The organism is Nocardioides xinjiangensis, assembly GCF_017916455.1.
GTDB lineage: Bacteria > Actinomycetota > Actinomycetes > Propionibacteriales > Nocardioidaceae > Nocardioides > Nocardioides xinjiangensis.
The window spans coordinates 1,340,255-1,365,058 of sequence record NZ_JAFMSY010000001.1; the positions used below are offsets into that span (position 1 = coordinate 1,340,255).

The 24,804-nt window shown below is 68.6% G+C and carries 20 protein-coding genes and 4 tRNA genes; 19 read left to right on the forward strand and 5 right to left on the reverse strand.

From position 1 onward, the window contains the following. Positions 1–753: 753 nt before the first annotated feature. A complete protein-coding gene (locus tag J3P38_RS06370) occupies positions 754–2,106 on the reverse strand; it encodes a hypothetical protein (protein WP_210503022.1) in 1,353 nt (450 codons plus the stop codon). Between the two features lie 220 nt (positions 2,107–2,326). Here J3P38_RS06370 and J3P38_RS06375 point away from each other — a divergent pair, with 220 nt between their 5' ends. The 12 genes from J3P38_RS06375 to J3P38_RS06430 all read left to right on the forward strand — a co-directional run bounded on the left by J3P38_RS06375 (position 2,327) and on the right by J3P38_RS06430 (position 17,207). Next, positions 2,327–2,644, forward strand: a complete 318-nt coding sequence (locus tag J3P38_RS06375) for a hypothetical protein (protein WP_210503023.1) — start codon at positions 2,327–2,329, stop codon at positions 2,642–2,644. Between the two features lie 14 nt (positions 2,645–2,658). Then, entirely contained in the window at positions 2,659–4,167 is a 1,509-nt protein-coding gene (locus J3P38_RS06380) for a hypothetical protein (protein ID WP_210503024.1), read from the forward strand. Positions 4,168–4,339: 172 nt separating this feature from the next. Further along, positions 4,340–5,314: a site-specific integrase gene (locus tag J3P38_RS06385; protein WP_210503025.1), complete on the forward strand. Its 975-nt coding sequence runs from the start codon at positions 4,340–4,342 to the stop codon at positions 5,312–5,314. A 650-nt stretch (positions 5,315–5,964) separates the two neighbouring features. Continuing rightward, positions 5,965–6,405: an NYN domain-containing protein gene (locus J3P38_RS06390; RefSeq protein WP_210503026.1), complete on the forward strand. Its 441-nt coding sequence runs from the start codon at positions 5,965–5,967 to the stop codon at positions 6,403–6,405. Continuing rightward, complete coding sequence (locus J3P38_RS06395; RefSeq protein WP_210503027.1) at positions 6,405–8,507, forward strand: N-6 DNA methylase; 2,103 nt, start codon at positions 6,405–6,407, stop codon at positions 8,505–8,507. The genes J3P38_RS06390 and J3P38_RS06395 overlap by 1 nt, the downstream gene beginning before the upstream one ends. 128 nt (positions 8,508–8,635) lie before the next feature. After that, positions 8,636–10,198 carry a type I restriction-modification system subunit M gene (locus J3P38_RS06400; protein WP_246855860.1) on the forward strand — a complete coding sequence of 521 codons (1,563 nt, stop codon included), beginning with the start codon at positions 8,636–8,638 and terminating at the stop codon, positions 10,196–10,198. Continuing rightward, the gene (locus J3P38_RS06405) at positions 10,195–11,397 is read left to right on the forward strand and encodes a restriction endonuclease subunit S (RefSeq protein WP_210503029.1); all 1,203 of its coding nucleotides are present in this window, start codon (positions 10,195–10,197) and stop codon (positions 11,395–11,397) included. The genes J3P38_RS06400 and J3P38_RS06405 overlap by 4 nt, the downstream gene beginning before the upstream one ends. Continuing rightward, positions 11,394–14,459, forward strand: a complete 3,066-nt coding sequence (locus tag J3P38_RS06410) for a type I restriction endonuclease subunit R (RefSeq protein WP_210503030.1) — start codon at positions 11,394–11,396, stop codon at positions 14,457–14,459. The genes J3P38_RS06405 and J3P38_RS06410 overlap by 4 nt, the downstream gene beginning before the upstream one ends. 5 nt (positions 14,460–14,464) lie before the next feature. Then, complete coding sequence (locus tag J3P38_RS06415; RefSeq protein WP_210503031.1) at positions 14,465–14,953, forward strand: hypothetical protein; 489 nt, start codon at positions 14,465–14,467, stop codon at positions 14,951–14,953. Between the two features lie 181 nt (positions 14,954–15,134). Then, positions 15,135–15,207: transfer RNA gene (locus J3P38_RS06420), tRNA-Lys, on the forward strand. A 37-nt stretch (positions 15,208–15,244) separates the two neighbouring features. Continuing rightward, the gene (locus tag J3P38_RS06425) at positions 15,245–16,321 is read left to right on the forward strand and encodes a phosphatase PAP2 family protein (protein ID WP_210503032.1); all 1,077 of its coding nucleotides are present in this window, start codon (positions 15,245–15,247) and stop codon (positions 16,319–16,321) included. A gap of 10 nt (positions 16,322–16,331) precedes the next feature. Continuing rightward, on the forward strand, positions 16,332–17,207 hold the full coding sequence (locus J3P38_RS06430; RefSeq protein WP_210503033.1) for a S41 family peptidase: 876 nt from the start codon (positions 16,332–16,334) through the stop codon (positions 17,205–17,207). 98 nt (positions 17,208–17,305) lie between these two features. Here the strand turns inward: J3P38_RS06430 and J3P38_RS06435 are convergent, their stop codons facing one another. Beyond that, a complete protein-coding gene (locus J3P38_RS06435) occupies positions 17,306–18,787 on the reverse strand; it encodes an NAD(P)/FAD-dependent oxidoreductase (protein WP_210503034.1) in 1,482 nt (493 codons plus the stop codon). Positions 18,788–19,000: 213 nt separating this feature from the next. Between J3P38_RS06435 and J3P38_RS06440 the strand changes: the two genes are divergently transcribed. The 3 genes from J3P38_RS06440 to J3P38_RS06450 are packed head-to-tail and all read left to right on the forward strand — an operon-like array spanning position 19,001 to position 20,660. After that, positions 19,001–19,933 carry an ATP-binding protein gene (locus J3P38_RS06440; protein ID WP_210503035.1) on the forward strand — a complete coding sequence of 311 codons (933 nt, stop codon included), beginning with the start codon at positions 19,001–19,003 and terminating at the stop codon, positions 19,931–19,933. Then, a complete protein-coding gene (locus tag J3P38_RS06445; RefSeq protein ID WP_210503036.1) occupies positions 19,930–20,331 on the forward strand; it encodes a fluoride efflux transporter FluC in 402 nt (133 codons plus the stop codon). The genes J3P38_RS06440 and J3P38_RS06445 overlap by 4 nt, the downstream gene beginning before the upstream one ends. After that, entirely contained in the window at positions 20,328–20,660 is a 333-nt protein-coding gene (locus J3P38_RS06450; protein ID WP_210503037.1) for a fluoride efflux transporter FluC, read from the forward strand. Before J3P38_RS06445 ends, J3P38_RS06450 begins: the two co-directional genes overlap by 4 nt. 94 nt (positions 20,661–20,754) lie before the next feature. Here the strand turns inward: J3P38_RS06450 and J3P38_RS06455 are convergent, their stop codons facing one another. The 3 genes from J3P38_RS06455 to J3P38_RS06465 form a co-directional block, all read right to left on the reverse strand. Next, on the reverse strand, positions 20,755–21,108 hold the full coding sequence (locus J3P38_RS06455) for a metallopeptidase family protein (protein ID WP_210438992.1): 354 nt from the start codon (positions 21,106–21,108) through the stop codon (positions 20,755–20,757). 91 nt (positions 21,109–21,199) lie between these two features. Next, positions 21,200–21,276 (reverse strand) — tRNA-Asp (locus J3P38_RS06460). 82 nt (positions 21,277–21,358) lie between these two features. Next, positions 21,359–21,431 (reverse strand) — tRNA-Glu (locus J3P38_RS06465). A gap of 180 nt (positions 21,432–21,611) precedes the next feature. Here J3P38_RS06465 and J3P38_RS06470 point away from each other — a divergent pair. The 4 genes from J3P38_RS06470 to J3P38_RS06485 all read left to right on the forward strand — a co-directional run bounded on the left by J3P38_RS06470 (position 21,612) and on the right by J3P38_RS06485 (position 24,784). Further along, positions 21,612–22,004: a response regulator gene (locus J3P38_RS06470; RefSeq protein ID WP_210503038.1), complete on the forward strand. Its 393-nt coding sequence runs from the start codon at positions 21,612–21,614 to the stop codon at positions 22,002–22,004. Positions 22,005–22,231: 227 nt separating this feature from the next. After that, positions 22,232–23,341, forward strand: a complete 1,110-nt coding sequence (locus J3P38_RS06475) for a cytochrome P450 (protein WP_210503039.1) — start codon at positions 22,232–22,234, stop codon at positions 23,339–23,341. Continuing rightward, complete coding sequence (locus J3P38_RS06480; RefSeq protein ID WP_210503040.1) at positions 23,338–24,663, forward strand: sensor histidine kinase; 1,326 nt, start codon at positions 23,338–23,340, stop codon at positions 24,661–24,663. Before J3P38_RS06475 ends, J3P38_RS06480 begins: the two co-directional genes overlap by 4 nt. Positions 24,664–24,710: 47 nt before the next feature. Next, positions 24,711–24,784 (forward strand) — tRNA-Phe (locus tag J3P38_RS06485). Positions 24,785–24,804: the final 20 nt, after the last annotated feature.

Genomic DNA, 24,804 nt, shown 5'->3' on the forward strand with positions numbered 1-24,804 from the left:
CGTTCCTCGTTGGACTTGGGCTGGCGGCATTCGGGCCGGGGCGGGTGCCGTCTTCGAGTGCGGTGTGGTTCACCTCCGATCTGACCGGACTCGGGTTGGGCGACACCCCGGCCCGTCTCGTGGAGCCGCTCGGGTTTGCCTGACTTGTTCCACTCTTGAGTTGTCAAGATTCCCCCAGCCGTGGCGTCACAGCTGACAGCGGCGACCGTCGGCGGTGCCTGCCGCTGCGCAATCGACCTTTTCGGAGTCCGGCGCAAGTGGCCAGCACGGCCCAGCGAGACTTCGGGCGCCTTATTGAGCGTGGCCATGTCCGGTGCGGGACGTGGACCCTCAACCCCGTTAGTCGTGGCGTCACGGATGGACCCGATGGCAGCAGGTGACATCGAGACGTACCAGGCGCCGCACCAACCTGGCATCGAGCACGTGTTCGGTCTTGTGATGCAACTCCGCCCCCTCGGCGAAGCCTGACCTCATGAGCCGGACGGTGGTCGTGGAGAGCCAGTCGGTTGGTGTCGCGCGACCGGTAACGTGCCACGCATGTCAGATTGGGCTGACGAGTGGGTGACCATCGAAGAGGCCGCTCACCTCTTGGGCGTTCACTACTCAGCCGTGCCGAAAATGATCCGTCGCGGAGACCTGACCTCGCGCCGAACACGCCCCAGCCTGTCGCGGCAGGCGATCCTCGAACTGCGTGCCGCCAGAGACGAGCAAGCACTTCTGCGCGCGCTGCCGACCCCGCCTCGCCAGGCGCCGCTACCGCAGCCGCCGGACGAAGAGCACGACTGGGTCGATGCCAAGGCTGTGGCGGCCCATCTCAAGGTCGGCGTCACCGCAGTCCACCAGCGCGCTCGCCGGGGCCGCTTGGCATTCACCGTGGGATCGGACGGACTGACGCGCTTCTACCGGCTGGCCCAGGTTGACATGGCAATTCGCGCGCAGGAGGCCACCCGGCGGCAGCAACTCCCGGACATGTCCTCGGGCTGACCTACGTCCACCATTGCACTCGCACGCGGGTTGCGGACCGATCCCGACCGATACTTTGCCAATGTGTAGGTCGGGATAGGCGCCGGCCCGGCGGGTCGTGGAGTCCCGCGACTCCCTTCCAGGCGGTAGCCACCGCGCGTAGAGCAGCAGATCGCTGACGGCGCCAAAGTCACCGACCGCGTCGGTGACCGTAGTGGCGAGGGCAGCCGTGGTCGTCAGAGCCCGAATGTCGATGGGCTGATCCCAGTAGAAGGTTCCTGCGGCGTGGTTGAACATGAGCGTGAGAAGGGCCCACTCAAGCGGGACGAACCAGGCAATCGGCCCACACCTCTTGAGAAGCTCCTCGTCGTCGTGATCGGGGTCGGTGCTGACTAGGCGCGCTCGATGGGCCGCGATGACAGAGATGAGCGCCGACCAGATGTCCTCGAGGCGTGGGGAGTCAGCCAGGCAGGCGCTGAGATCGTCGAAGACGTCCTGAGCCTCGAGGTCCGACTGGGCGGCCAGCAGATGGGCGATCAAGACATCGGCCACGCCCTCGGGGGCGGGCATGGAGGAGATGAAGTCACGAACGCGAACGAGGGCGGAACGGTCGAGAGCTTCGCGAGTGAAGACAGCAATCGGTTCCCGGTAGGCCATCACGGCCACGTCCTCAAAGTCGTCGCGCGTTCGTGCGTGCGCCAGAAAGGGAGGGGCGTCCCGCGGCGAGGGGCGCAGGGTGCGGAACAGCATGCGCAGGGCGGTGCGACGGGCATGACGGGTGGCCAGCTCGGGCGCTCGTCTCTTCACGGTGCGGGCGTCGACGAATCCGCGACAGTGAAGGGTGGTGATGTCGGCCGGCGCGGTGACCCCCTGCGCATCCAGCCTGCGCGCGAAACGGGTGGCGGTCTCGCCGCACCGGGTCAGGGTCTGCTCCGAGACCTCTCCGGAGGCTGCCCAATGGGCGACCACGGCGGCGACGATCGCAGGGATGACGCCGCGGCCCGGCCGCGGCCCGTCGGCACCCCCAGACGGTTCGAGGTCCGCGGCGACCGCCTTCTCGGGGACCCCGTTGCCGCGCTGGGCGAGCTCGTCTGCGCCGCCGGCCTGGTGGCTGTTCGGTGCTTGCGGATCTGAGGGGGACATCGCTTCTCTCCACCTCTGACGCTAAGGCGCAGCGTCCCCTGACGGCCAGCCTCTGAGCCGTGCCGGAACGCCGGCGGCCGGCTTCCAGAACGGGTAGCGCGAAACGAACTTCGAGATGAGGGGTGCAGCGACTGCGCAGCTCTCTGGGCACCAGACCTTCCTCGGTTGCCAGAACCGGCGCATCAGCGCCGGACCAGAACCGAGTACGGAGAGACCACCCATGCCCATCAACCCCTTTGTGCGAAGTCGCAACACCTCGACCGGTGGATCGAAGATGACCCCCGGCGACCAGATCGTGGCCCTGTTCGGATTCATCGGGCTCCACGAGCTCCGGAACGTGTTCCTTCCCGCCGAGTCCCTTCCCAGCGAGTCCCTTCCCGCCGAGTCCGACGCCTCGGGTGACATCACGTCCACCCCCACGGCTGACTCCGACTGCAACTCCGAATCGACGCCGGCTCAGCGCCGCGGACGCAAGGCGGCTACCCACCGCTGGCGCTCCTCGCCGTCATCGCCGCCGGTCGCAGCACCGGATCGCTGACCTCGGCGCTCGCCTTGCTCCACGACGACAACGCCCTGTGGGAGCGCTGCGTCGAGGCGTTCGAGCAGCGCTCCGGGCTGCGGCTTCCCCCTGTGGCGCCGACCCGCGATCAGGTGGTCTACTTCCGCGACCAGCTCGCCGTGGCCCCCGACCAGATGGAAGACCTGCAGAGGACGTTCCGTGGCCTGGCCATTGGGCAGGCGAGGATGCTGGGCAACCTGCGCACCGGCCAGGAGCCGAACTGGGCCGACCCTCTGGAGTCGCACGTCGTCTACGGGACCGTGATCGCCAAGTACTCCGACGTCCGAGAGGTCGTGCATCCCGCGACCGGTGAGGTCACGGTCCTCGGTAGCCGCGCCAAGCACCCGGCGATGGCACGCATCCAGCGCTTCGCCAGCGCGTTCGACGAGGACGGCAAGCAGGGGCAGGTCCCCGACGGACTGAACATGGTGGCGATGCACACCCGGACGACGAGCGGGCGCGTCACCCTGGGCACCGCGGTAGCACTGGGCGGGGAGGCGTGGGCGGCGATGGAGCTCATCGAGAGCCTGCACGAGATTGCCGGCGACGGCATCCACTCCCTCGTCTACGACCGCGCCATCACCGGCTGGCACGTGGACTCCCTCATGGCGAACCAGCGCATCCAGGTGATCGGAAAGGCCGTCGGCGCGACGTCCGAGCAGCCGGCGTCGGAGCGGATCACCGACAGCGACCTGCGCGACGCGGTTGCCCGGCGCGCGGCCGAGTACGACGTGGCCAGCAGCACCGACACCCTGCACCTGCTTCGCCGCGACCTGCTCGCGGACATGCTCCGCTACCACGAGCGCCTGCCGCTCGGGCTGTGCCTCTACCCCACCAGCAACCGCAACTTCGACCTCGTCCGCGGCTGGACTCGCGAGCTCAACCCGGTCGTGCACCAGGGAACCGACGGCGAGTGCGTGCACCGCATCGCCGTCGACGACGGCGGCCTGTTCGAGGTCGAGGAGCACCCAGACAACGACGACCAGCTCCGCAAGGTCCGGGTCCTGCGCTGCGCGAGCAGCACGCCGTTCAAGAGCGACGACGACCGGTGGGGCACTCGCAACCGCTACCCCATCGCCTGCATCCACGGCGACACCGAGTACCTCCACACCTGGACCCCGGTCGGCGTCCGGCACAAGCCCGACAGCAACCCCAAGAACCGGGCGCCGAAGGACCCCGTCGGATGGCGCCTCAGGCCCCTGTCGCGCGCCGACGACATCGCCGCCTGGTACAACGCCCCGCAGGGAACGACCGACCACTTCGAGACCCCGCGCCCCTTCAGCGACATCTACTCCAGACGCAACGACTCCGAGTCCTTCAACGAGTGGTACCAGCAGAGCCTGCCCCACCACGGGCGCGCCGCCAGCCTGCTCATGGCAGCGCAGGAGATCGACTTCCTCGCCGGCGCACTGCTCAACAACTGCATCACCTGGGCCAACCGCCGGCGCACGCTTTCTGGCGTCGACACAGGTACGCGTGAAAGCGCCACAACTCCACGGTGACGCAAGCCGGGTGCAGCGATTGCCCGACCCCCCGCCCTACGAACGGTTCCACCCGTCCTCTTATCCCCTACCCCAGAAGGACGGGTTACCCATGAGCTCCAAGACCAGCTCCAAGACCAGCTCCAAGAACAAGAAGCCGGACCTCTCTCCGACGTTGCGGACCCTCCCGGCCGTGACGGGCATCGAGCGGCTGCGTGCGCTCAACGACGAAATCGGCCTCATCCCCCAGCCGGCCGCCGCCGGCATCGACGCTCTCCTCGCTGACCTGGAGGAACTCTTCGTCGAACACCAGATTACGACACTCGAGCTGGCCGCCAACGGTGCACGCGTGCTCGGTATCGCAGCAGGAATCGAGGACACGGCGGTTAGCCGTTACCACGCCACCGAAGTCGCCGAACGACTGCACGCCTACCGCAACCTGATGGTCGCTATCGCGGCACTGGCCGCCAGCACGATCGAGACCTCGTCGCCTGGGACCGACCCGGCAACCGTGTACGCCCACGCCGTCCGGCTGACTCGCCGCACCGTGCAGGTACGTCGCGCGTTCGCCGACGACGAGGTCGTGCTGTTCCGGGTCGCGGCGTACCTGGCCGCGACCTCCGACCCTCGCCACCACACCGCCGCCGTGTACACCCTCCTCGACGCCGGCCTCGTGCCAGGCGAGACGACCGCCGTCCGGATCGACGACAGCGACGACGCCGAACAGCCCACCGAGCTGCTGGCCGCCGGCAACGCCCACCTGAAGTCCCGCTTCGTGCACCTCGACCCCTTCACGCGCTTCGTCCTCAGCCGCCACCTCCAGCACGCCCTCCGGGCCGGTTTCGACCCCACCACCCCGCTGCTCTACACGCCGCAGAACCGCGGTAAGGACACGCACCAGCCCGGATCGCCGTCGGCCACCGCCTCCGCTCAGCGGTGCATCGACCGGTTCATCGCTCAGCTCGGCCTTCCCACCGGCGACATCACCGCGAGCAGCATCACCCAGTGGCGGGTCGGTGCCACGCTCTTGAGCCACGGGTCCGACACCGCGTGGGCCCTCAGCGGCCGAAGCAGCAAGGAGGCCATGTGGCGCGCACTGGGAGCGACCAGGCCCCGTACGACCATCCGCCCCGACGACGACGGTGAGTCCTTCGCCGCAGCCATCTGATCAACGACACGGCCACAAGTGCCGACCATCCCGACCGGCCCGCAGCGCACCTCAGCTGCGGGCCGGTCGGCGTCACCCCCCGTCCTCCCGAGACGCAGCAACGTCGTCCAGTGCCCACATACCAGCGCGTCAGCCCGCGGACTTCTCAAGTAGCCACGTGTGAACGACTTCGCTGGGCCACGACCCGTGGGAGACGTCCGCCGGCCACTCAGGTACGGGGATTGCGCCCCCGCAGCCATCACCGACCATCCACGTCGTCCGACCGGCCAGCCCGCTCCTTCTCACGAACGGAGCGTCGCTTCGGAACGGACCTGCCACTTGACAACTCCACAGAGGAACGAGCCCGACCATTGGCGCACGGTCCGTGCTTGAGGGCGGCCGGACGAAAGGAGGTGAAACACCCCGGCCGCCCTCCGGGAACGGGCCGCCGACTGGGTGCCAGACGGGCAAGCAGCCACCGGCCCGTCCCGAGCCTCACTTAACCCCGATGGACCTGCGACACTAGTTTTCTGAAAACTCTTGCAGTCAATGAGTCCACGTGATTGACTGGCGCACGTCAATCAGAAAACCGCTGTTAGGAGTTGGGTATGTCAACAGGTTCACGGGTCGCGCTCCCCGCCAAGAAGCGCATTAGGCAGGGACGACGGCTCGTGTTGGTCGACATCGAGAACCTCGCCGGCGGGGCCGACCTCTGCCCTACGTCGGTAGCGGCGTGGCATGACGATCTGGCCGCCAGTGGCCTCATCCATGGCAGTGACCAGGTCGTCCTTGCCGGCAGCCACCACGCGATGCAGGTCGCAGCCTTTGCCTGGCCCGGCCAGCCGCTGCGCAAGGTTCGTTCGGGTCCAGACGGAGCCGACCTGGCGCTGCTGGATCACCTGGACTACACCGTCGGGCAACGGTTCGACTCCGTCGTCATCGTCTCGGGCGACGGCATCTTCACCTCCGCCGTAGCCCCGCTGACAAGCCAAGGGGTGATCGTCACGGTGGCAGCACGCACCGAAACCCTGTCCGCCCGGCTCCGACTCGCGGCCACCCATGTGGTCTTCCTGTCCGATCTCCTGCATGCCGATGAGAAGGTGTCCGCCTGATGAGCCCCGACCAGAACCCCCCGCGCAACGAACACCTGATCACGTCCAGCGAGATCGCGAACCTCGCCGGCGTCCAGCGCCCGACCGTCAGCAACTGGCGCCGTCGCAACGTCGACTTCCCCCCGCCCGTCGCAGGTAGCAGCACCAGCCCCCTCTTCGATCGACGCGAGGTGGACGCCTGGCTGGCCACCAAGGGGTACTCCCTTGGCCGCAACGCCGAGGAGGAATCGCTGTGGAGGGCGCTGTCGGTGATGCGCGATGCCGGTTTCGGCACCGAGGAGCTCGTCGACATGGCCCTCACGGTCGCCACCGCGCGCAGGCTGTCCGACGAAAGCGCCAGCCTGATGCCGCCCTGGCAGCAGATCGTTGCAGACTCACCCCAGATTGGCTTCGGCGCCCAGCTGACCGTGGCGGCCGCCGAGTCACTTCGTGACAAGCGCTGGAGCGACCTCGCCGACGTCCCGACCCACTGGATCAACAGGGTCCCTCACAACGTCGTGGCCGCCCTCGTCCTGGCAGTCGACCAGATCGACCCGGCTGACTTGGGTGACGTCACCGACCGAATCCTGGCTCGCCTGAACACAACGCGAGGCCGCGGCGGGTTCGAGTTCGGCTTCGTCGGGTCCCGCACCTCCAAGGCGCTCGCCAACATGGTCGAGTTCGTCGACGGACCTGTGTACGACCCCGCGTGCGGTATCGGCGAGGCGCTCCTGCAAGTCGCCAAAGACCACGGCAACGACGACCACTTCGTCGGGCACGAGGTCAACGCCGACGCCGCGCGAACAGCGCAACAGCGTTTCCTCCTCCACGGGGTCCAGACCGATGTCGTGGTGGGCGACGTCCTTGCCAAGGACCCGGACCCCGCGTTGAAGGCAAGGCACATCGTCCTCGAGCCGCCCATCGCCCTGAAGTGGGAAGGGTCTCGCAACATCAACGACCCCCGGTGGCGTTATGGCATTCCACCAGCCTCCTCGGCCGACTTCGCCTGGATCCAGCACTGTCTTGCCCACCTCGAAGACGGTGGTCGCGCCCACGTCATCACCGCCATGGGTTCCCTTTTCCGCGGCGGACAAGAAGGCGCCATCCGTAGCGAGCTGATCCGACACGGGTGCGTGGACGCCATCGTTGCCCTTCCTGGGAAGATGCACCCCGGCATCTCGGTCCCCCTCGCCCTCTGGATGCTGTGCCCACCCGGCGACGCCAACGACGACACGGTTCTCCTCGTCGACGGCAGCGACGTACCCGACGCCGAGAATCATGTCCGACGGTGGATGGCTCTGGGCGGGGGTCAGGAAGCAGAGGATGACCCGCCCTGGGCCGTCGTCCCTTACGCGGAACTGCTCTCCAGCGGATCCGTACTAACGCCGCGCAGGTGGATCGGCGAAAAGGACACCGACACACAGGAGATCCGCCGCCTCCACCACGCGGCGCGACACCAGGTGGCCAGCTCCGCCAGCCTGATCGGCGACCAGGCGCGGCGACTGGAGGAGGGGTTCACACACGCTGCCCCCACCTCGCAGGCTCGACTCATTGCCATGCGGGACCTGATCGCCGTCGACGCCATCAACGTGCGAACGGGGCGCCAGCGCTCCGACGAAGGCGGCCCGCTTTCCGTCATCACGCCTCGCGATGTGCGATCCGGGGCGCTCGCCTCCCTCGAGAACGAGACACCCGCGCTCGGCGACTCTTTGAGCCTCAACCCAGACCTCACCAGGCCAGGCGACGTGCTCGTCACCACGATGAACGGCATCCACGCCATGGTCGACCACCAAGGCGGCCATGCGATCGGCATCGGCGTCCAGCGTGTCCGGGTCTCCCAGCCTGACCAGATCCTCCCCGAGTACCTGGCGGCCGCGCTTGTCGGGTCCTGGAACGAGCGCTTCCAAACGGGGCACACCGTTCCAAAGGCGGACCTCAAGTCGCTGGAAATCCCCGTCCTTCCCCTCGCCGATCAGCAACGACTCGTCGATGCGATCACCGCCCTTCGAGAACTCGGCGCCGGAGCCATCGCATTGCAGGCCGCAGCTGAAGCTGCGGCAAGGACCCTCCTTGAGGCCGTACGGTTCAACGTTGAACTCGACCCCAGCGAGGCCCCCGAATGAGCAGCACGAGCGACCCTTCCGAGGTGCCTACCCCTAGGGTGCCCGACGGTCAGCGCCCGCCGAGCCCTGCTGGTGCACCCCACGCTCACCCCTCAACGTCCCAGAATGGAATCCCACGCGTGTCGCAGATGACCAAGGAAGCCGAGCGCTCCGAACTCCACAAGACCATCTGGAGGATCGCCAACGACCTGCGGGGCAGCGTCGACGGGTGGGACTTCAAGGCCTACGTCCTCGGCATGCTCTTCTACCGGTTCATCTCCGAGAACCTCACCGCGTACCTCAACGCCGCTGAGCGGGAGGCGGGTGACCCCGACTTCGACTATGCGAATTTGGGTCACGCCGACGCGGAGCATGGTCGCGCCGAGATTGTGGCCGAAAAGGGCTTCTTCATCATGCCCGGCGAGCTCTTCGCCAACGTGCGTGCCAACGCCCGGGGCGACGAGAACCTGAACGAGACCTTGGCCCGGGTCTTCGCCAACATCGAGGGCTCCTCGGTCGGCACGCCGTCCGAGCACGACTTCAAGGGCCTCTTCGCCGATCTTGACGTCAACAGCGCCAAACTGGGGCCGACGGTCGCCAAACGGAACGAGCGGCTGGTCAAGCTACTCGACGCCATTGGCGGCCTCCCGCTCGGCGGGGAGTTCTCCGAGAACACCAACGATCTCTTCGGAGACGCTTACGAATTCTTGATGGGAATGTACGCCTCCACGGCCGGCAAGTCCGGTGGCGAGTACTACACCCCTCAGGAAGTCTCCGAGCTCCTCGCAAAAATCGCGGTCGCTGGGAGGACTGAGATCAACAAGGTCTACGACCCCGCGTGCGGATCCGGCTCGCTGCTTCTGAAGTTCGCCAAGGTGCTCGGCCACGGCAAGGTACGCGCGGGGTTCTTTGGGCAGGAGATCAACCTGACCACCTACAACCTCGCGCGCATCAACATGTTCCTCCACGACGTGCCGTACGAGAAGTTCGACATCGCGCACGGCGACACGCTCACCGACCCCGCGCACTGGGACGACGAGCCGTTCGAGGCGATCGTCTCGAATCCGCCCTACTCAGTGTCTTGGCCGGGTGACGCCGACGTCACGCTCATCAACGATGAGCGCTACGCTCCCGCCGGGGTGCTCGCCCCCAAGAGCAGGGCCGACATGGCCTTCGTCATGCACATCCTTCACTGGCTTTCCGTGGACGGCACCGCCGCCATCGTCGAGTTCCCCGGCGTGCTCTACCGCGGTGGCGCGGAGAAGAAGATCCGCGACTACCTCGTCGCCAACAACTACGTTGACGCCGTCATTCAGCTGCCACCCGACCTCTTCTTCGGTACGCCAATCGCGACCTGCGTCATAGTGCTGAAGAAGTCGAAGTTGTCCAACGACGTAGTGTTCATTGACGCTTCCGCCGAGTTTGCCCGGCAGGGCAACAAGAACAAGCTCACCCTGGATAATCAAGGCCGCATCCTCGACGCACTCTCGGCGCGCGAAGATGTCGAACACTTCGTGAAGATCGTCACCAACGAGCAGATTCTCGACAACGACTCCCTGCTCACCGTCTCCTCCTGGGTGAAGGGAGCGGATACCCGCGAAGCCGTCGACATCGTCGCGCTCAACGCCGAGGTCGACCAGATCGTGAAACGGCAGGCGGTCCTGCGCGATCAGCTAGATGCCCTCTTGGTCGAACTCGAGGCTGACTCATGAGCAGGGTCGATGACCTCCTCGCAAGGTTCTGCCCTGACGGAGTCGAGATGCAGCCGCTTGGCGAAGTGGCGCCCTACTCGACTTCGAGAGTCGACTCATCGACACTTGATGCCACGAACTTCGTCGGTGTCGACAATCTCTTGGCAGACCGGAAGGGAAGAACAGACGCTTCCCACCAACCGAACACAGCACGGGTCACCGAGTACAGGCCTGGCGACATTCTGCTGGGCAACATCCGCCCCTACCTGAAGAAGGTATGGCTCGCTGATCGGAGCGGCGGAAGCTCAGGCGACGTCCTAGTGCTGCGAATCAGTGGTCGTTGGAGAGGCCGCGTGCTTCCCGAGTATCTGTACCGCGTCGTCGCCTCCGACAGCTTCTTCGACTACAACTCCGCGAACGCCAAGGGAGCCAAGATGCCCCGCGGCTCGAAGCAAGCCATCGCACGCTTCAACATGGCCGTGCCGCCGCTTGCGGTCCAGCGCGCAGTGGTGGAAGCCCTTGCAGAATTGGAACGGTTGGAAGTTGGCTTACGAACCGAGTTGGCGGCAGAACTTGACGCCCGATCTCGCCTTGCCGAGCATCACAGAAGGACGCTGCTCTCATTCGGATCGGCTGTCCCTCGGGTAGTGCTGCGAGAGATCGTCCACTTCGAGAACGGGCGCGCTCACGAGCGACTAGTCGACCCGGACGGCGACGTCTCGCTCGTCACCGCGCGCTTCATTTCGTCAAACGGACTGCATGTCCGCCGTGTGCCATCGGCGGACGTTCGAACACCTGCATTGAGGGGCGACGTCTGCCTCGTGATGTCCGACTTGCCCAAGGGCCGCGCTCTCGCGCGTGCTTTCTTGGTTCCCGCGGATGGCGAATACGCCGTGAATCAGCGTGTCTGCATCCTACGAACGCTCAGCGAGCACGCAGTCCTGCCACGGTTTGCGTACTACGTCTTGAACCGCAACGACCAACTCCTCCGTTGGGACAACGGACAGGATCAGACGCATCTCAAGAAGGACCAGATACTCAACCTTGAGTTCCCCCTTCCGGCTGTGGAGGAACAGCGGCGCATCATCGACCTTCTCGATGCGTTGACGCAACATACGGATTCACTCGTCAAGAGCCTCTCGGACGAGATCGAGGCCCGTCGCAGGCAGCACGAGTACTACCGCAACCTGCTCTTGAACTTCCCGAGGAAGACGGCATGACCCAGGATTTCGAGGAACTTGGCCAGCCTGGCAGCGCCACTCACTTCGAGCCGATCATGGTCGGCGATGAGTCCACCGTCGTGGCGGCATACGAGCCAGTCGCGGACGATGACGACGGCTACCAGAGTGAGGCAGCGCTCGAGGACGCGTTCATCGCCCAGCTCGTCGCCCAGGCATACGAGCGACTCCACATCACCAGGACTTCCGACCTCGAAAGCAACCTCCGCGCACAGCTCGGGGCGCTCAACCAGGTGACATTCAGCGACCAAGAGTGGATGCGGTTCTTCACCGAGAAGATCGCTTCGCGCAACGACGGCATCGTCGAGAAGACCGCCCGCATTCAGGAGGACCACGTTCAGGTCTTGGTCCGCGATGACGGATCTGTGAAGAACATCAGCCTCATCGACAAGACCCACATCCACAACAACCGGCTCCAGGTCATCAACCAGTACGAGGTCGACGGGCAGGCCGCTGGGGTACGACGCGCGAATCGGTACGACGTCACCATCCTCGTCAACGGGTTGCCAATGGTGCACGTCGAGCTCAAGCGACGTGGGGTGGCGATCAAGGAGGCGTTCAACCAGATCGACCGCTACCAGCGCGAGTCTTTCTGGGCCGACTCCGGGCTGTTCGAGTACGTCCAGTTGTTCGTCATCTCCAACGGACGCCACACCAAGTACTACGCCAACACCACGCGCGACCGCCGCATCAAGGAGGCCGAGGGCGGACGCCGCGGCCGGAAGCAGACCTCCAACACCTATGGGTTCACGTCGTGGTGGACCGACGCCGACAACAAGCGCCTCGGCGATTTGACGTCCTTCACCCAGACGTTCTTCGCCAAACACACGCTGCTCAACATCCTGACCCGCTACTGCGTCTTCGACGTCGCCCGGACCCTGCTGGTCATGCGGCCTTACCAGATCGTCGCCTCAGAGCGGATCCTCCAGCGCATCGCCACAGCAACCAACCATCGCCAGCTCGGCACCAGAGCCGCTGGCGGTTACATCTGGCACACCACCGGCTCCGGCAAAACGCTCACCAGCTTCAAAACGGCCCAGCTGGCCTCGCGGCTCCCCGGTGTCGAGAAGGTCTTGTTCGTCGTCGACCGCAAAGACCTCGACTACCAGACCATGCTGGAGTACGACCGGTTCGAGAAGGGAGCGGTCGACGGCACCCGCAACACCGCGCAGCTCAAGAAGCGCCTCGAGGATCCCGACTCGCGAATCCTCGTCACCACCATCCAGAAACTGGCCCGCTTCATCGAGCAGAACAAGGGCCACGAGATCTACTCGGGCCATCTCGTGATCGTCTTCGACGAATGCCACCGCAGCCAATTCGGGGACATGGGCACCGGAATCCGCAAGGCGTTCAAAAAGTTCCACCTCTTCGGCTTTACCGGCACGCCCATCTTCGGCGAGAACGCTGGCGCCAGCCGCGGCGCTCTGCGAACCACGGAGCAGGTCTTCGGAGACCGTCTGCACACCTACACGATCGTCGACGCAATCAGCGACGAGAACGTACTGCCGTTCAAGGTTTCCTACCACGACACGGTCCGGGTCGCCGACCAAGTCGCGGACAAGGAGGTCGAGGCGATCGACACCGACGAGGTGCTGATGCATCCCGACCGCATCTCCGGCGTCGTCGGGTACATCCTTGACAACTTCGACGCCAAGACGAAGCGCACCGCTGGGTACACGCTGTCCGACAAGCGGGTGCGCGGCTTCAACTCGATGTTCGCCGTCTCATCCATCCCTGCGCTGCGTCTGTACTACGACGAGTTCGCAAAGCAGCAGGCCCAGCGCCAGCAGAACGTGCCGGGATTCCAGCCCCTCAAGGTGGGCACGATCTTCTCCTACCCCGCGAACGAGGAGAGCGGCGGAATCCTTGGCGAGGAGGGTTTCGACACCGGTGACCTCGACGACTCATCTCGGGACTTCCTTGAGCGCGCAATCGCCGACTACAACGCGATGTTCGGCACCAGCTACGACACCTCCGCGACGAAGTTCGAGAACTACTACAAGGACCTCGCCAAGCGCATCAAGTCCCGCGAACTCGATCTGGTCATCGTGGTCAACATGTTTCTCACCGGGTTCGACGCGACGACCCTGAACACGCTGTGGGTGGACAAGAACCTTCGGCAGCACGGACTCGTCCAAGCCTTCTCCCGGACCAACCGGATCCTCAACTCGGTCAAGACCTACGGCAACATCGTCTGCTTCCGGAACCTCGAGGACAACGTCGACGACGCGCTGGCGCTGTTCGGCAACAAGGACGCGCACGGGATCGTGCTGCTCAAGCACTTCGACGAGTACTACTCGGCGTACGAGAGTCTCGTCACGGAGCTGACATCGACCTTTCCGGTCGAGGAGGATCCGCTCGGAGAGGCCGCCGAGAAGCGGTTCGTGAGTCTGTTCGGCGCCATCCTGCGCGTCCGGAACATCCTGACCTCGTTCGACGAGTTCACCGGCGACACCCTGTTGACCCCGCGGCAGCTGCAGGACTACCAGTCCGTCTACCTGAACCTGCACGACAAGCATCGTGGAAAGGATGCCCCGGAGAAGGAATCCATCCTCGACGACGTCGTCTTCGAGATAGAGCTCATCAAGCAGCTTGAGGTCAACATCGACTACATCCTGCTGCTCGTTCAAAAGTGGCGCGACGCCAAGGGCAACGGCTCCGACAGGGAGCTCGAAGCCCTCGTCACCATCCAGAACGCAGTCGACTCCAGCCCGTCCCTGCGGAACAAGCGCGACCTCATCATGGAGTTCGTCGACTCCATCTCCGCCGCCGGCGTGGACAAGGACTGGGCGAACTTCGTCTCAGAACGCAAGGAGGCCGAGCTCACCGACCTCATCGCAGCCGAGAGGCTCAAGGACACCGAGACGCGAGCGTTCGTCGACGAGGCCTTCCGCTCCGGCGCCGTCCCGACCGCGGGGACCGCCATCACCCAGATCTTGCCCCCCACCTCCCGGTTCTCCCCAGGAGGAGAGCATGGCGCGAAGAAGCAGCGCGTGGTCACCAAGCTGACCGACTTCTTCGAGCGCTACTTCGGACTGGGGTGACCGCCATGACCCGCATGAACCCGCAGGCCCCGCTCCACGAACCCGAGTGGCCCCTGCCCCCCGACTGGGCCGGACCGAAGTTCGTCGACGACACGTGGGCCAGTCGCGGCCTTTCGGTGTGGACCCGGGAACCCGGTGAATGGGCGTGGACCTGCATGTCCGAGGACTTCGCGAACCAGCCCATCGTGGAGTGGTCCGACAAGGACCGTGCTGTGGTCACCGCGACGTTCGAGCCGGACCCCGAGGACGAGTGCACCATCGAGGTCTCCTGGCCGCCAACCCCGAGCTTGTGGACCGCCGGCATCGCCGTCCAGACCAAGGACGGCGACCTGGACGTCACCCTTGCGGAATGGCGCTGGCACGTGCACGTGGTAGTCCACGAGATAGTCGAGGGCGGACGAGCCCTTGTGGAGGTGGACAGCACGCGGGAGCACATCCTGACCACCAAGGTGGATCCGCGGTCGGTTGAGTACAGCCACTCGGCACTTGGCTGACCTGCGCCCCATAGGTACCGCGACAAGGTCCCCTCGTCCGCACCTACTCCGTGCCCGGCCCGGGGGACTGCAGCATGCCTGCCCTGACGTCTCCTGCGCGGGACCGGGTAGTGTCGCGACGGGTGGTCGAACTACACAGGAGTTATCCCGAGGGTTCTCCCGACTAATCTACTGACCCCCCGGGCCTCTAGCTCAATGGGTAGAGCAGCGGACTTTTAATCCGTTGGTTCAGGGTTCGAGCCCCTGGAGGCCTACGCCCCAGCCCACGCCCAGCACCACGCCCGGAGTCCCATGCCGCCCACGCCCGCCGCCCCTCCCCTCGACGCACCCGCACGGTGGCAGGGACGGAGCTCGTGGGGCTTCCTGGTCGCCAACGCGGCCCTGATCGGCGCGGTCACCTTCATCGCCAGCGCAGCCCTCGACCGCCCGGTGGCGGACCCCGAGGGCAGCTTCCTCGGTCCGTCGTGGGTGCGGCTCCCGGTCCTGTGCGTCGCTGCCATCGTCATCGACCTGCTCCCCCGCGCCCTGTGGCAGGGGCGCCTGCACCCCGGCCGGACGGTGGCGGCGGTCCGCGAGCGGCTCACCACGCACTGGACCCGGGCCCGGCTGCAGCTGGTCGTGGTCGGGATCTCGGGCTTCTACGTCGTCTACGTGGCCTACCGGAACCTGAAGTCGCTCCTGCCGCTGGTGCGGGAGGTCAAGTACGACAGCGAGCTGCGGGTGCTGGACCGCCTGCTCCTCCTCGGGCACGACCCGGCGACGGTGCTGCAGGACCTCCTCGGGACCACCGTCGCCGCCCACCTGCTGTCGGCCGTCTACCTGGCCTACATCCCCCTCGTGGCCGTCCTGGTCACCGTGTGGCTGGTCTGGTCGCGGAACATCGGGCACGGCTGGTGGTTCGTCACCGCCCAGGGCGTCGCGTGGACCCTCGGGACGGTGTCCTACTACCTGCTCCCGACCCTGGGGCCCGGGCTCGCCTACCCGTGGCTGACCAGCGACCTCGCACCCAACGGGACCTCGGACCTCATGGACTCGCTGGTCTACTCACGGCAGGGGTTCCTCTGGGGCGAGGGTGACTACCAGGGCGTCGCCGGCTTCGCGAGCCTGCACACCGCCATCGCGCTGCTGTGGGCGCTCATGGCGCGGCACACGGTCCGCAGCCACACCGTCCGCGTCGTGCTGTGGGTCAACTTCGCCGCCACGGTCGTGGCGACGCTGTACTTCGGCTGGCACTACGTCGCCGACGACGTCGCCGGGGTCGTCATCGCCGTCGTCGCGTTCCGCGTCGGCGCCCGCGTGACCGGCCACGACCTCTCGCCGGCAGCCCGACAGGAAACCGGCTCGCCGCCGGACGCCGCCCGGGTCTAGCGTCCGCGGGATGGACCGCGACCTCGCCGACCGGATCACCTCGCAGCTGCGGCAGCGCTACGTCGTCCCGGAGGTGGGGGCCCGCACCGCCGACGCGCTCGCGGCGGCGCTGGGCGGCGGCGGGCTCGAGGGCCTGGCCGGCGCCGAGCTCGCCGACGCCGTCACCCGGGTGCTGCGCGAGGCGTCGGCGGACCGCCACCTCTCCCTCCGGTGGAGCGCCACGGCGAAGGCCCCGGCCTCGGGCGACGAGTGGTCCGATCCCGCCTACCTCGCGACCTACTGGGCCGAGCAGGACCACCACAACCAGGGCGTCCCCAAGGTCGAACGGCTCCCCGGCAACGTCGGCCTGCTGGTGGTCGAGTCCCTCGACGAGCCGGAGGGCACGGGCCCGGTGCTGGACGCGGCGCTGTCGTTCCTGGGCCGGTGCGCCGCCCTGCTGCTGGACGTCCGGCTCAGCACCGGCGGCGCGCCGACCGGAGTGGCCTACCTGGTGAGCCACTTCGTGGCGCCGCCGACGCGCAAGCTGCTCGACGTCGTGGACCGCGACGGGACGGTCGTCCTGCAGACCTGGACGCAGACGCACCTCTCCGCACCGCGCTTCGTGACGCAGCCGGTCTACGTGCTGGTGAGCGCCCGGACGCCGTCCGGCACCGAGGAGCTGGCCTACGACCTGCAGGCGATGGGCCGGGCGACGGTGGTCGGGGAGACGACCGTCGGTGCCGCAACCCGGTCGAGTCGGTGGTGGTCGACGCCCACTTCGTGCTGCGCCTGCCGACCCAGCGCGTCGTCGTCGCCGACACCGGCAGCAACTGGGAGGGCACTGGCGTCGTGCCGGACGTGGCCTGCGACGCCGAGGACGCCCTCGCCGTCGCGCACCGCCTCGTAGCCGAGCGGCTGCTGGCCGCCGACGGGCCCGTGCCCGACGCCGTCAGGCGCGAGCTCGAGCAGGTGGTCGCACCGCCGGCCTGAGCCGACGTACGCCGCTCAGGCGCCGCCGACCCGATCGGCCGGCACGCCGCGGATGCCGGAGTCGGTGAGCTCGGCCTCGCGCGCGGCCGCCTGCTCGAGCTCCTGGCGACGCGTCTCCTCCATCATGGCCCGCGTCGCGTCGTAGATGCCGGGGTCGGACACCAGGTCGGCCGCGCCGCGCCGCAGCCGCGCGAGCGCCGCCCGGGCGAAGATCTGCTGCTCGGTGGTGGTGCGCTCGGAGCGGTCGTTGCTGATGAACGTCACCGCCCAGCGCATCAGCGCGGAGACACGGTTCTTGAAGCCGGTCAGGTACACCAGGTGGACCGCCAGCCACATCAGCCAGGCGATGACGCCGGTGAGGCGGAGCTTGCCCACCATCGCGACGGCGCGGAAGCGGCTGATGATGGCCATCGAGCCCTTGTCGAAGTACTTGAACGGGCCCTGCGGCGGCTTGCCCTCGACGCGGTTGCGGATCTCCTTGGCGGCGTACTTCGCGCCCTGGATGGCGACCTGGGCGACGCCGGGGAGGTTGTCGAGGGCGATCATGTCGCCGACGACGAAGACCTCGGGGTGGCCGGGGAGCGTCAGGTCGGGGTTGACGGAGATGCGGCCCGCGCGGTCGAGGGGGGCGCCGGTCTGCTCGGCGAGCGTCTTGCCCAGCGGGTTGGCCTGCACGCCGGCGGCCCAGATCTTGGCGACGGAGTTGATCCGCTCGACGCGCCCGTCCTTGAACTTGACCTCGAGGCCGCGCTCGTCGACGTCGGTCACCATCGCGCCGAGCATGACCTCGACGCCCAGCTTCTCCAGCTCGGACTTCGCCTTCGCGCCGAGCTTGCTGCCGAACGGCGGGAGCACCTGACCGGCGGCGTCGATGAGCACGATGCGCGCGTTGCGGGTGTTGATCGCGCGGAAGTCCTTGCGCAGCGTGCGGTGGGCGAGCTCGGCGATCTGGCCGGCCATCTCCACCCCGGTGGGTCCCGCGCCGACGACGACGAACGTCAGCAGGTGGTCGACGTCGTCGCCGCGGTTGGCGCCGAGCTCGGCCATCTCGAAGGCACCGAAGATGCGTCCGCGCAGCTCAAGGGCGTCGTCGATGCTCTTCATGCCGGGAGCGAACTCGGCGAAGTGGTCGTTGCCGAAGTAGGACTGCCCCGAGCCGGCGGCGACCAGCAGCGAGTCGTACGACGTCACGGTGTCGCGGCCCAGCACCTGCGAGGTGACCGTCCGGGCCTCGAGGTCGATGGCGGTGACCTCGCCGAGGATGACCTGGGCGTTGTCCTGGCCGGCGAGGATCTCGCGGGTCGGGGGCGCGATCTCGCCCTCGGAGAGGATGCCGGTCGCGACCTGGTAGAGCAGCGGCTGGAAGAGGTGGTGCGTCGTCTTCGCGACCACGGTCACGTCGACGTCGGCACGGCGGAGGGCCTTGGTGCCGAAGAGGCCGCCGAAGCCGGAGCCGATCACGACGACCTTGTGACGAGGTGCCTGCGTGGAGGTCATGGAATCTCCTGGTGTCTGGGGGCCGTCGTGCTGTCCGCTCACGTCCATTGTCCTCCGCGACCGCTGAGGCGCGAAACGCCGGGCACGTCTACTTGCTCACACCCACTACCCAGACGTCGGAGAAACTATGGTTGGTCAGGTTTGAACCACTCGCACCCGGGTAGAGGTGCGCCCACTGGACTGTCCGCCCCCCGCTCGCTGAAAAGAGTCCCAGTGCCGCTGAGCTCTGAGTTGACGCTGGCCTCGTCGCCGCGCGCCGCGGCCGACGCGCGGCGGTGGGTCAGCACCATCTGCGAGCGGCTCGAGCGGACGGACCTCGTGGAGTGCGCGGAGCTCGGGGTCTCCGAGCTGGTGGCCAACGCACTGCTCCACGCGTCCGCGCCCTACAAGGTGCGGGTGCGCGGCACGGCGACGCACCCCCGCATCGAGGTGGTCGACGGGTCGACGCGACCGCCGGTGCCGCCGGTCGTGGCCGAGGACGACGACTTCGACCTGCTGCTCACCTTCGGACGCGGCCTGTCGATGGTCGCGCAGTGCGCCACTGCCTGGGGTGCGACGATCGAGGGCGACGGCAAGATCGTCTGGTTCGAGCCCGCCCCCGAGATGACCGACGCCGGCGCCGCCGAGTGGGTGATCGACCACCACGACCGCTCGCACCCGGAGCCGACCAGCGAGGAAGCCGTCGACGTCAGCCTCATCGGGCTCGACATCCCGCTCTACGCCAGCCTGCGCCGGCAGTACCACGAGCTGCGCCGCGAGCTGCGCCTGCTGTCGCTGTCGCACCAGTCCGACTACCCCCTCGCCGGCGACCTCACCTCGATGTTCGCCAACTTCGAGCGGCAGTTCCCCGACTCGTTCGGCGAGCAGGTGCGCGACGCGGAGGCTCGCGGTCTGCCGCGGGTCGACGTCACCTTCCCGATGGTCCGCGAGGCCGGACCGATCTTCGTCACGATGACCGAGATGTTCGACGTCGCCGACGCGTTCTGCCGCGCCGAGCGGCTGCTGTCGATGGCGCGGACCCCGCTCGAGCGCGCCTTCCACAACTGGCTGCTCAGCGAGCTGGTCCACCAGCTCGACGGCGCGGCCGCGCAGCCGTGGAGGGGCAGCCCGCCTCCTGACGCACGCTCGGCCAGCCGGGTCGGGTGACCACCGCGCCCCTGCGAGCCACCGACCTCGCGCTGGTGGCGGTGGGCGGGGCCGCGGGCGCGCTGCTGCGACACCTGGTCGACTCGGTGGCACCCGCCACGCTGCTGCCGTGGCACACGACGGCCGTCAACGTGGTCGGCGCCCTCGCGCTGGGCGCGCTGCCCGCCCTGGCGGCCGTACGCCGTTCGCACCGCGTCGCGACGCTCCTCGGCCCCGGCGTCCTGGGCGGCTTCACCACGGTCTCCACCTGGGCCGGCCAGGTGCGCGAGCTCGCCGCATCGGGCCACGAGGTCGCGGCCGGCGCCCACGTGGCACTCACGCTCGCGGCCGGGCTGGCTGCCGCCGCCCTCGGCCGGTGGCTGGCCCGCCGTCGCGAGCCCGACGAGGCGCTGCGGTGACGGCGCTGCTCGTCGCGCTGGGCGCGGCCGCGGGGGCGCCGCTGCGCTACCTGCTCGCGCGGCTCGACGGGGTGTTCCCGCGCGGCATGCTGCTGGTCAACACGCTCGGGTCGGTCGCCTTCGGCCTCTTCGCCGCGCTGTCGCTCGGGGAGGCGGCGTGGGCACTGCTCGGCACGGGGTTCTGCGGGGGGTTCACGTCGTTCTCGTCCTTCGCCGTGCAGGCGGTCGAGGCGCCGCGCCGCGTGCGGACGGCGTACGTGCTGGCCACGACCGTCCTGGCGATCGGCGGCTGCGCGGCCGGCTGGGCCCTGGGCGCGGCGCTGGTCTAGCCCGCGGCGCCGGTGGTCGAGCCGCCGCCCATCGACACGCCTGCCGGGACGCCTGCCTGGACGCCTGCCGGGACGCCCATCAGGACGCCCGGCGTCACCCCCAGCCCAGCTCGTGGAGCCGGTCGTCGTCGAGCCCGAAGTGGTGTGCCACCTCGTGCACGACCGTGATGCGCACCTCCTCCTCGAGGTCCTCGACCGTCTCGGCCATGTCGAGCAGCGGGCCGCGGAAGAGCAGGATCCGGTCGGGCAGCATCCCGGCGTGGTTGGCCGGCCGCTCGGTCAGCGCGAGCCCGTCGTAGAGGCCCAACAGGTCGGGGTCGTCGGCCGGCGCCTCGGGCTCGACGAGCACCACGACGTTGTCGACCAGGCGCGCCAGCTCGTCGGGGAGCCCGTCGAGGGCGCGACCCACCATCTCGTCGAAGGCGTCGTCGGACAGCTCGATCGGCATGCGCACAGCGTAGGAGCCGCAGGAAGTCCGTCGCGGGCCCGGAAATGCCGAACAGGGTGAGCCTGGTGGCTCACCCTGTTCGGTCGTGCGCTGGCGACCCCGACGGGACTCGAACCCGCGGCCTCCGCCGTGACAGGGCGGCGCGCTAACCAACTGCGCTACGGGGCCAGGTGCTCCTGGTGAAGCGGGTGGAACTCTAACCCATGGCCTTCGGTGCCACACAATCGGCGGCGCCACCGGGGCCTGGTCGCACCCCCAACCGGATTCGAACCGGCGCTACCGCCGTGAAAGGGCGGGGTCCTGGGCCGCTAGACGATGGGGGCCAGCCCGTCCGGGACGGACCCGGTCGAACGACGCCCAGCATAGGGCCAGCACGCGCCCGCCTCCCAACCACGGGCTCGGCGTGCCCGTGGGGTCGCGGGGCCGTCGCACGCGGCGATCGGACACGGAGCAAACTGCGAGACTCCCAGCGCGTTGCCATCGCCTTTGACTAACCTTGACTCGTGAGCAGTGACGGGCGGCACCTGCGGTTCCTCGTGGTGGACGACAACGAGGACATCCGCGACGTCTTCTGCCGCCTCATCGAGCGCGCCGGCCACGACGCCTCGACCGCCGTGGACGGCGAGGACGCGGTCGAGACGCTGCAGGCCGAGTCCTTCGACGTCATGCTGCTCGACCTGACCATGCCGCGCATGACGGGCGTGGACGTGGTGCGGTGGCTGCGGTCGCACCCCGACGTCGCACCGGACCTGCGCATCGTCGTGATCAGCGCCTGGGCGGGCGAGCACAGGGCGGTGCTCCAGGAGCTCGGGATCGAACGAGTCATGCAGAAGCCGCTGCGGATCCAGCAATTGACTGATCTTATTGCCGAGACACTACGCGACATGGAGTCCTGAACCCGTCCCTGAAGCGCAACACCGGGTCCGGGGCTCCGAGTGGTGTCCCTGCACGTCGACCGGCGTGCAGGCCAACCCCAACCCTGGAGGATCACCATGATGAACCGCATCCGCACCCGCATCGAGGCCAAGCGTGCCGCCACCCAGCTGCAGTCGATGTACATGTGGCGCCCGGGCCCCGGCCGTCGCTGACGGGTCGGTGACTCACCACTCGTGAGGCACCAGCCTTGAGGCACGTCGGCAGCGCCGAGTCGGCCGGTGGCCGGCTCGGCGCTGTCCTTGCGGCACCGCGCTCCGGCGTGGTGCCCCTCGGGTCCAGCGGTCCGTGGCTGGCGGCGACGCCCGCCGCGGCGAGGCGCGTGCTGACCGATCCTGCGGTCTTCGACTTCCCGGGGGACGTCACTCGCAGCGGCGACCTGTCGGGCAGCCGGGGCGACACCCGCTCGGGCCACGTCACCTTCCCCCCGCTCACCCCCGACCAGGTCGCCGCCGGCGTGGAGACCTTCGCCCGCGAGTGGGAGGCAGCCGTCGCCGCGCACGTCCGCGAGCTCCGGGGCGAGCCGTACGACGCCATGGTGCTGCTGCGCCGGCCGGTGGCCCGCTCCACGACCGCCGCCGTCCTCCCCTCGGTCGACGCACGCTCGCGCGACGAGGTGGCCGACCTGGTGCTGGCCTGGATCGACGCCCTGGCCCCCGTCATCGCCGCCCGTCGCCCGCCGCGCCGCTGGAGCCGTGCCCGCCGCGCCGAGCACCGGGCGCGGCTGGCCCTGGAGGACGTCCTCGCCGCCGCGCCGGGACCCGGGCAGCCCCCGGAGCTGACCGCCACCCTGCTCGCCGCCGGCGTGCAGGTCCCGATCGCCGCCGGCGCCTGGCTGCTGGCCTGGCTGGGCGGCGCCCCCGGCCGGACCGTGGATCCCGTGCACGCCGTGTGGGAGACGCTGCGGCTCACCCCGCCCACCTGGATCACCGCCCGGGTCACCACGACGGCCGTCGACCTCGACGGCGTGACGATCCCCTCCGGGGCGGTCGTCATGGTCAGCCCGCTCCTGCTCGGCCGCCTCGAGACCCTCGTGCCGGGCGACCCCGCGGGGCTGGCCGGCTTCGACCCGGACCGCTGGCGGACCGCGGACCAGCGCCCGGGCGCCTGGCTGCCCTTCGGCGCCGGACCGCACGCCTGCCCCGGTCGTACGCTCGGACTGGCACAGCTGGTGCGGCTGGCGCAGTGGGCCGGCACGCACGTCATCACGTTGAGCGAGCACGTCGGGATCGACCAGAGCCGCGGCATCCGTCCGTCGCCCTGCCGGTTCACCGTCGCCCCGAGAGAAGGTGGACCGTGAGCACGCACCCCGCGCTGCAGGACGCGTCGGGCGGCGCCGTCTCGGGGGCGGCCGGCGAGCTCGCGACCGCGATCCTGCAGGGTGAGATCAGCCCGGACGACGCCATCGTCCGCACCGCGGCGCACTTCATGTCCGAACCGCGGGTCGAGGTGGTCGCGGTCGCGCTGACCAGCTTCACCCCGGAGGCGACCGGGGACTGGGCCCGGCTCGGCGGCCGCGCGTGGGTGCGTCAGTGGGTGCGACCCGGCTCGCCCTGCACGATCCTGCCGTCCCCGGACGCGGGCCCGGAGGCGGCGCTGAGCATGCCCTGGCTCTCGAAGATCGCCCGCCACGAGCTGGTCGTCCTCACCGACCGCGACCTGCTGCCGCCCGAGGCCGAGCAGGACCGCTCCGAGCTCGCCCGGGTCGGCGTCCAGAGCCTCATCGCGTCGACCTTCGCAGGCAGGGGCACGATGTTCGGCAGCCTCTCCGTGGGGGGCCGGCGGCCCGGCCCCTGGGACGAGCGCCTCGTGCAGGACTTCCGGCTGCTCAACGCCGCGATCCTCTCGCGGCTCACCCTCGAGCAGTCGCGTCGCGCGCTGGCCGAGGCGATCGCGGCCGGCGCGGAGGCGCAGGAGGCCTACCAGCAGTTCTTCGGCGCCGTCGGCCACGAGCTGCGCACGCCGCTGTCCGCGATCCTCGGCTACACCGAGGTGCTGATCGACGAGGCGGACCAGACGCCGGCCGACCCGGTGTCGGGGGCGATGCTGCGCGACGGCCCGGTCATCGTGAGGGCGTGCGAGCAGCTCCTCGGCGTGGTCGACAGCCTCCTCGGCGCCGGACGGACGCTGGCCGGCGACGAGGAGCGACAGGACGTCCTGGTCGCCGACGCCGTGGCCGACGTGGTGCACTGGCACCGGGTGCCGGCGGGGACCGCGAGGGTGGCCCTCGTCGTCGACGTGGACCCGGACGCGACGGTGCGCGCGCACCCCTCGGGAGTGCGGCAGGCGCTGAGCAACCTGGTGGGCAACGCCATCACGCACCACCGCCCGGCGGGCGGCGAGGTCCACCTCACCACCGAGCGGCTGCTCGGGGAGAGCGGCCAGGAGATGGTCCGCATCATCGTCCGGGACGACGGCCCCGGCCTGACGCCCGGGCGGCTCGAGCACGTCTTCGACCCCTTCGTCCGCTACGCCGAGCCGACCGTCCAGGGCAGCGGCCTCGGGCTGCCGATGGCGCGCACCATCGCCGAGCGCGACGGCGGCGCCGTCCGCGGCGAGTCCACCGCGGGCGTCGGGTCGTCCTTCTGGCTCGAGCTGCCCGTGCGCGACCCGGCGGCCTGAGCCGATTGCCACCGCGGGTGTGGGCTCATGTATCCTCGACCACGCTTGGGCAGGTAGCTCAGTTGGTACGAGCGATCGCCTGAAAAGTGATAGGTCGGCGGTTCGACCCCGCCCCTGCCCACAAGCACAGCAGGGCCCCGA

What these genes read in the sequence shown, in the direction of transcription:
- J3P38_RS06410 (WP_210503030.1), top strand. Translation starts at nt 11,394, where the DNA reads ATGACCCAGGATTTCGAGGAACTTGGCCAGCCTGGCAGCGCCACTCAC.
- J3P38_RS06370 (WP_210503022.1), bottom strand. Translation starts at nt 2,106, where the DNA reads ATGTCCCCCTCAGATCCGCAAGCACCGAACAGCCACCAGGCCGGCGGC.
- J3P38_RS06405 (WP_210503029.1), top strand. Translation starts at nt 10,195, where the DNA reads ATGAGCAGGGTCGATGACCTCCTCGCAAGGTTCTGCCCTGACGGAGTC.
- J3P38_RS06395 (WP_210503027.1), top strand. Translation starts at nt 6,405, where the DNA reads ATGAGCCCCGACCAGAACCCCCCGCGCAACGAACACCTGATCACGTCC.
- J3P38_RS06455 (WP_210438992.1), bottom strand. Translation starts at nt 21,108, where the DNA reads ATGCCGATCGAGCTGTCCGACGACGCCTTCGACGAGATGGTGGGTCGC.
- J3P38_RS06425 (WP_210503032.1), top strand. Translation starts at nt 15,245, where the DNA reads ATGCCGCCCACGCCCGCCGCCCCTCCCCTCGACGCACCCGCACGGTGG.
- J3P38_RS06375 (WP_210503023.1), top strand. Translation starts at nt 2,327, where the DNA reads ATGCCCATCAACCCCTTTGTGCGAAGTCGCAACACCTCGACCGGTGGA.
- J3P38_RS06415 (WP_210503031.1), top strand. Translation starts at nt 14,465, where the DNA reads ATGACCCGCATGAACCCGCAGGCCCCGCTCCACGAACCCGAGTGGCCC.
- J3P38_RS06435 (WP_210503034.1), bottom strand. Translation starts at nt 18,787, where the DNA reads ATGACCTCCACGCAGGCACCTCGTCACAAGGTCGTCGTGATCGGCTCC.
- J3P38_RS06430 (WP_210503033.1), top strand. Translation starts at nt 16,332, where the DNA reads ATGGACCGCGACCTCGCCGACCGGATCACCTCGCAGCTGCGGCAGCGC.
- J3P38_RS06400 (WP_246855860.1), top strand. Translation starts at nt 8,636, where the DNA reads ATGACCAAGGAAGCCGAGCGCTCCGAACTCCACAAGACCATCTGGAGG.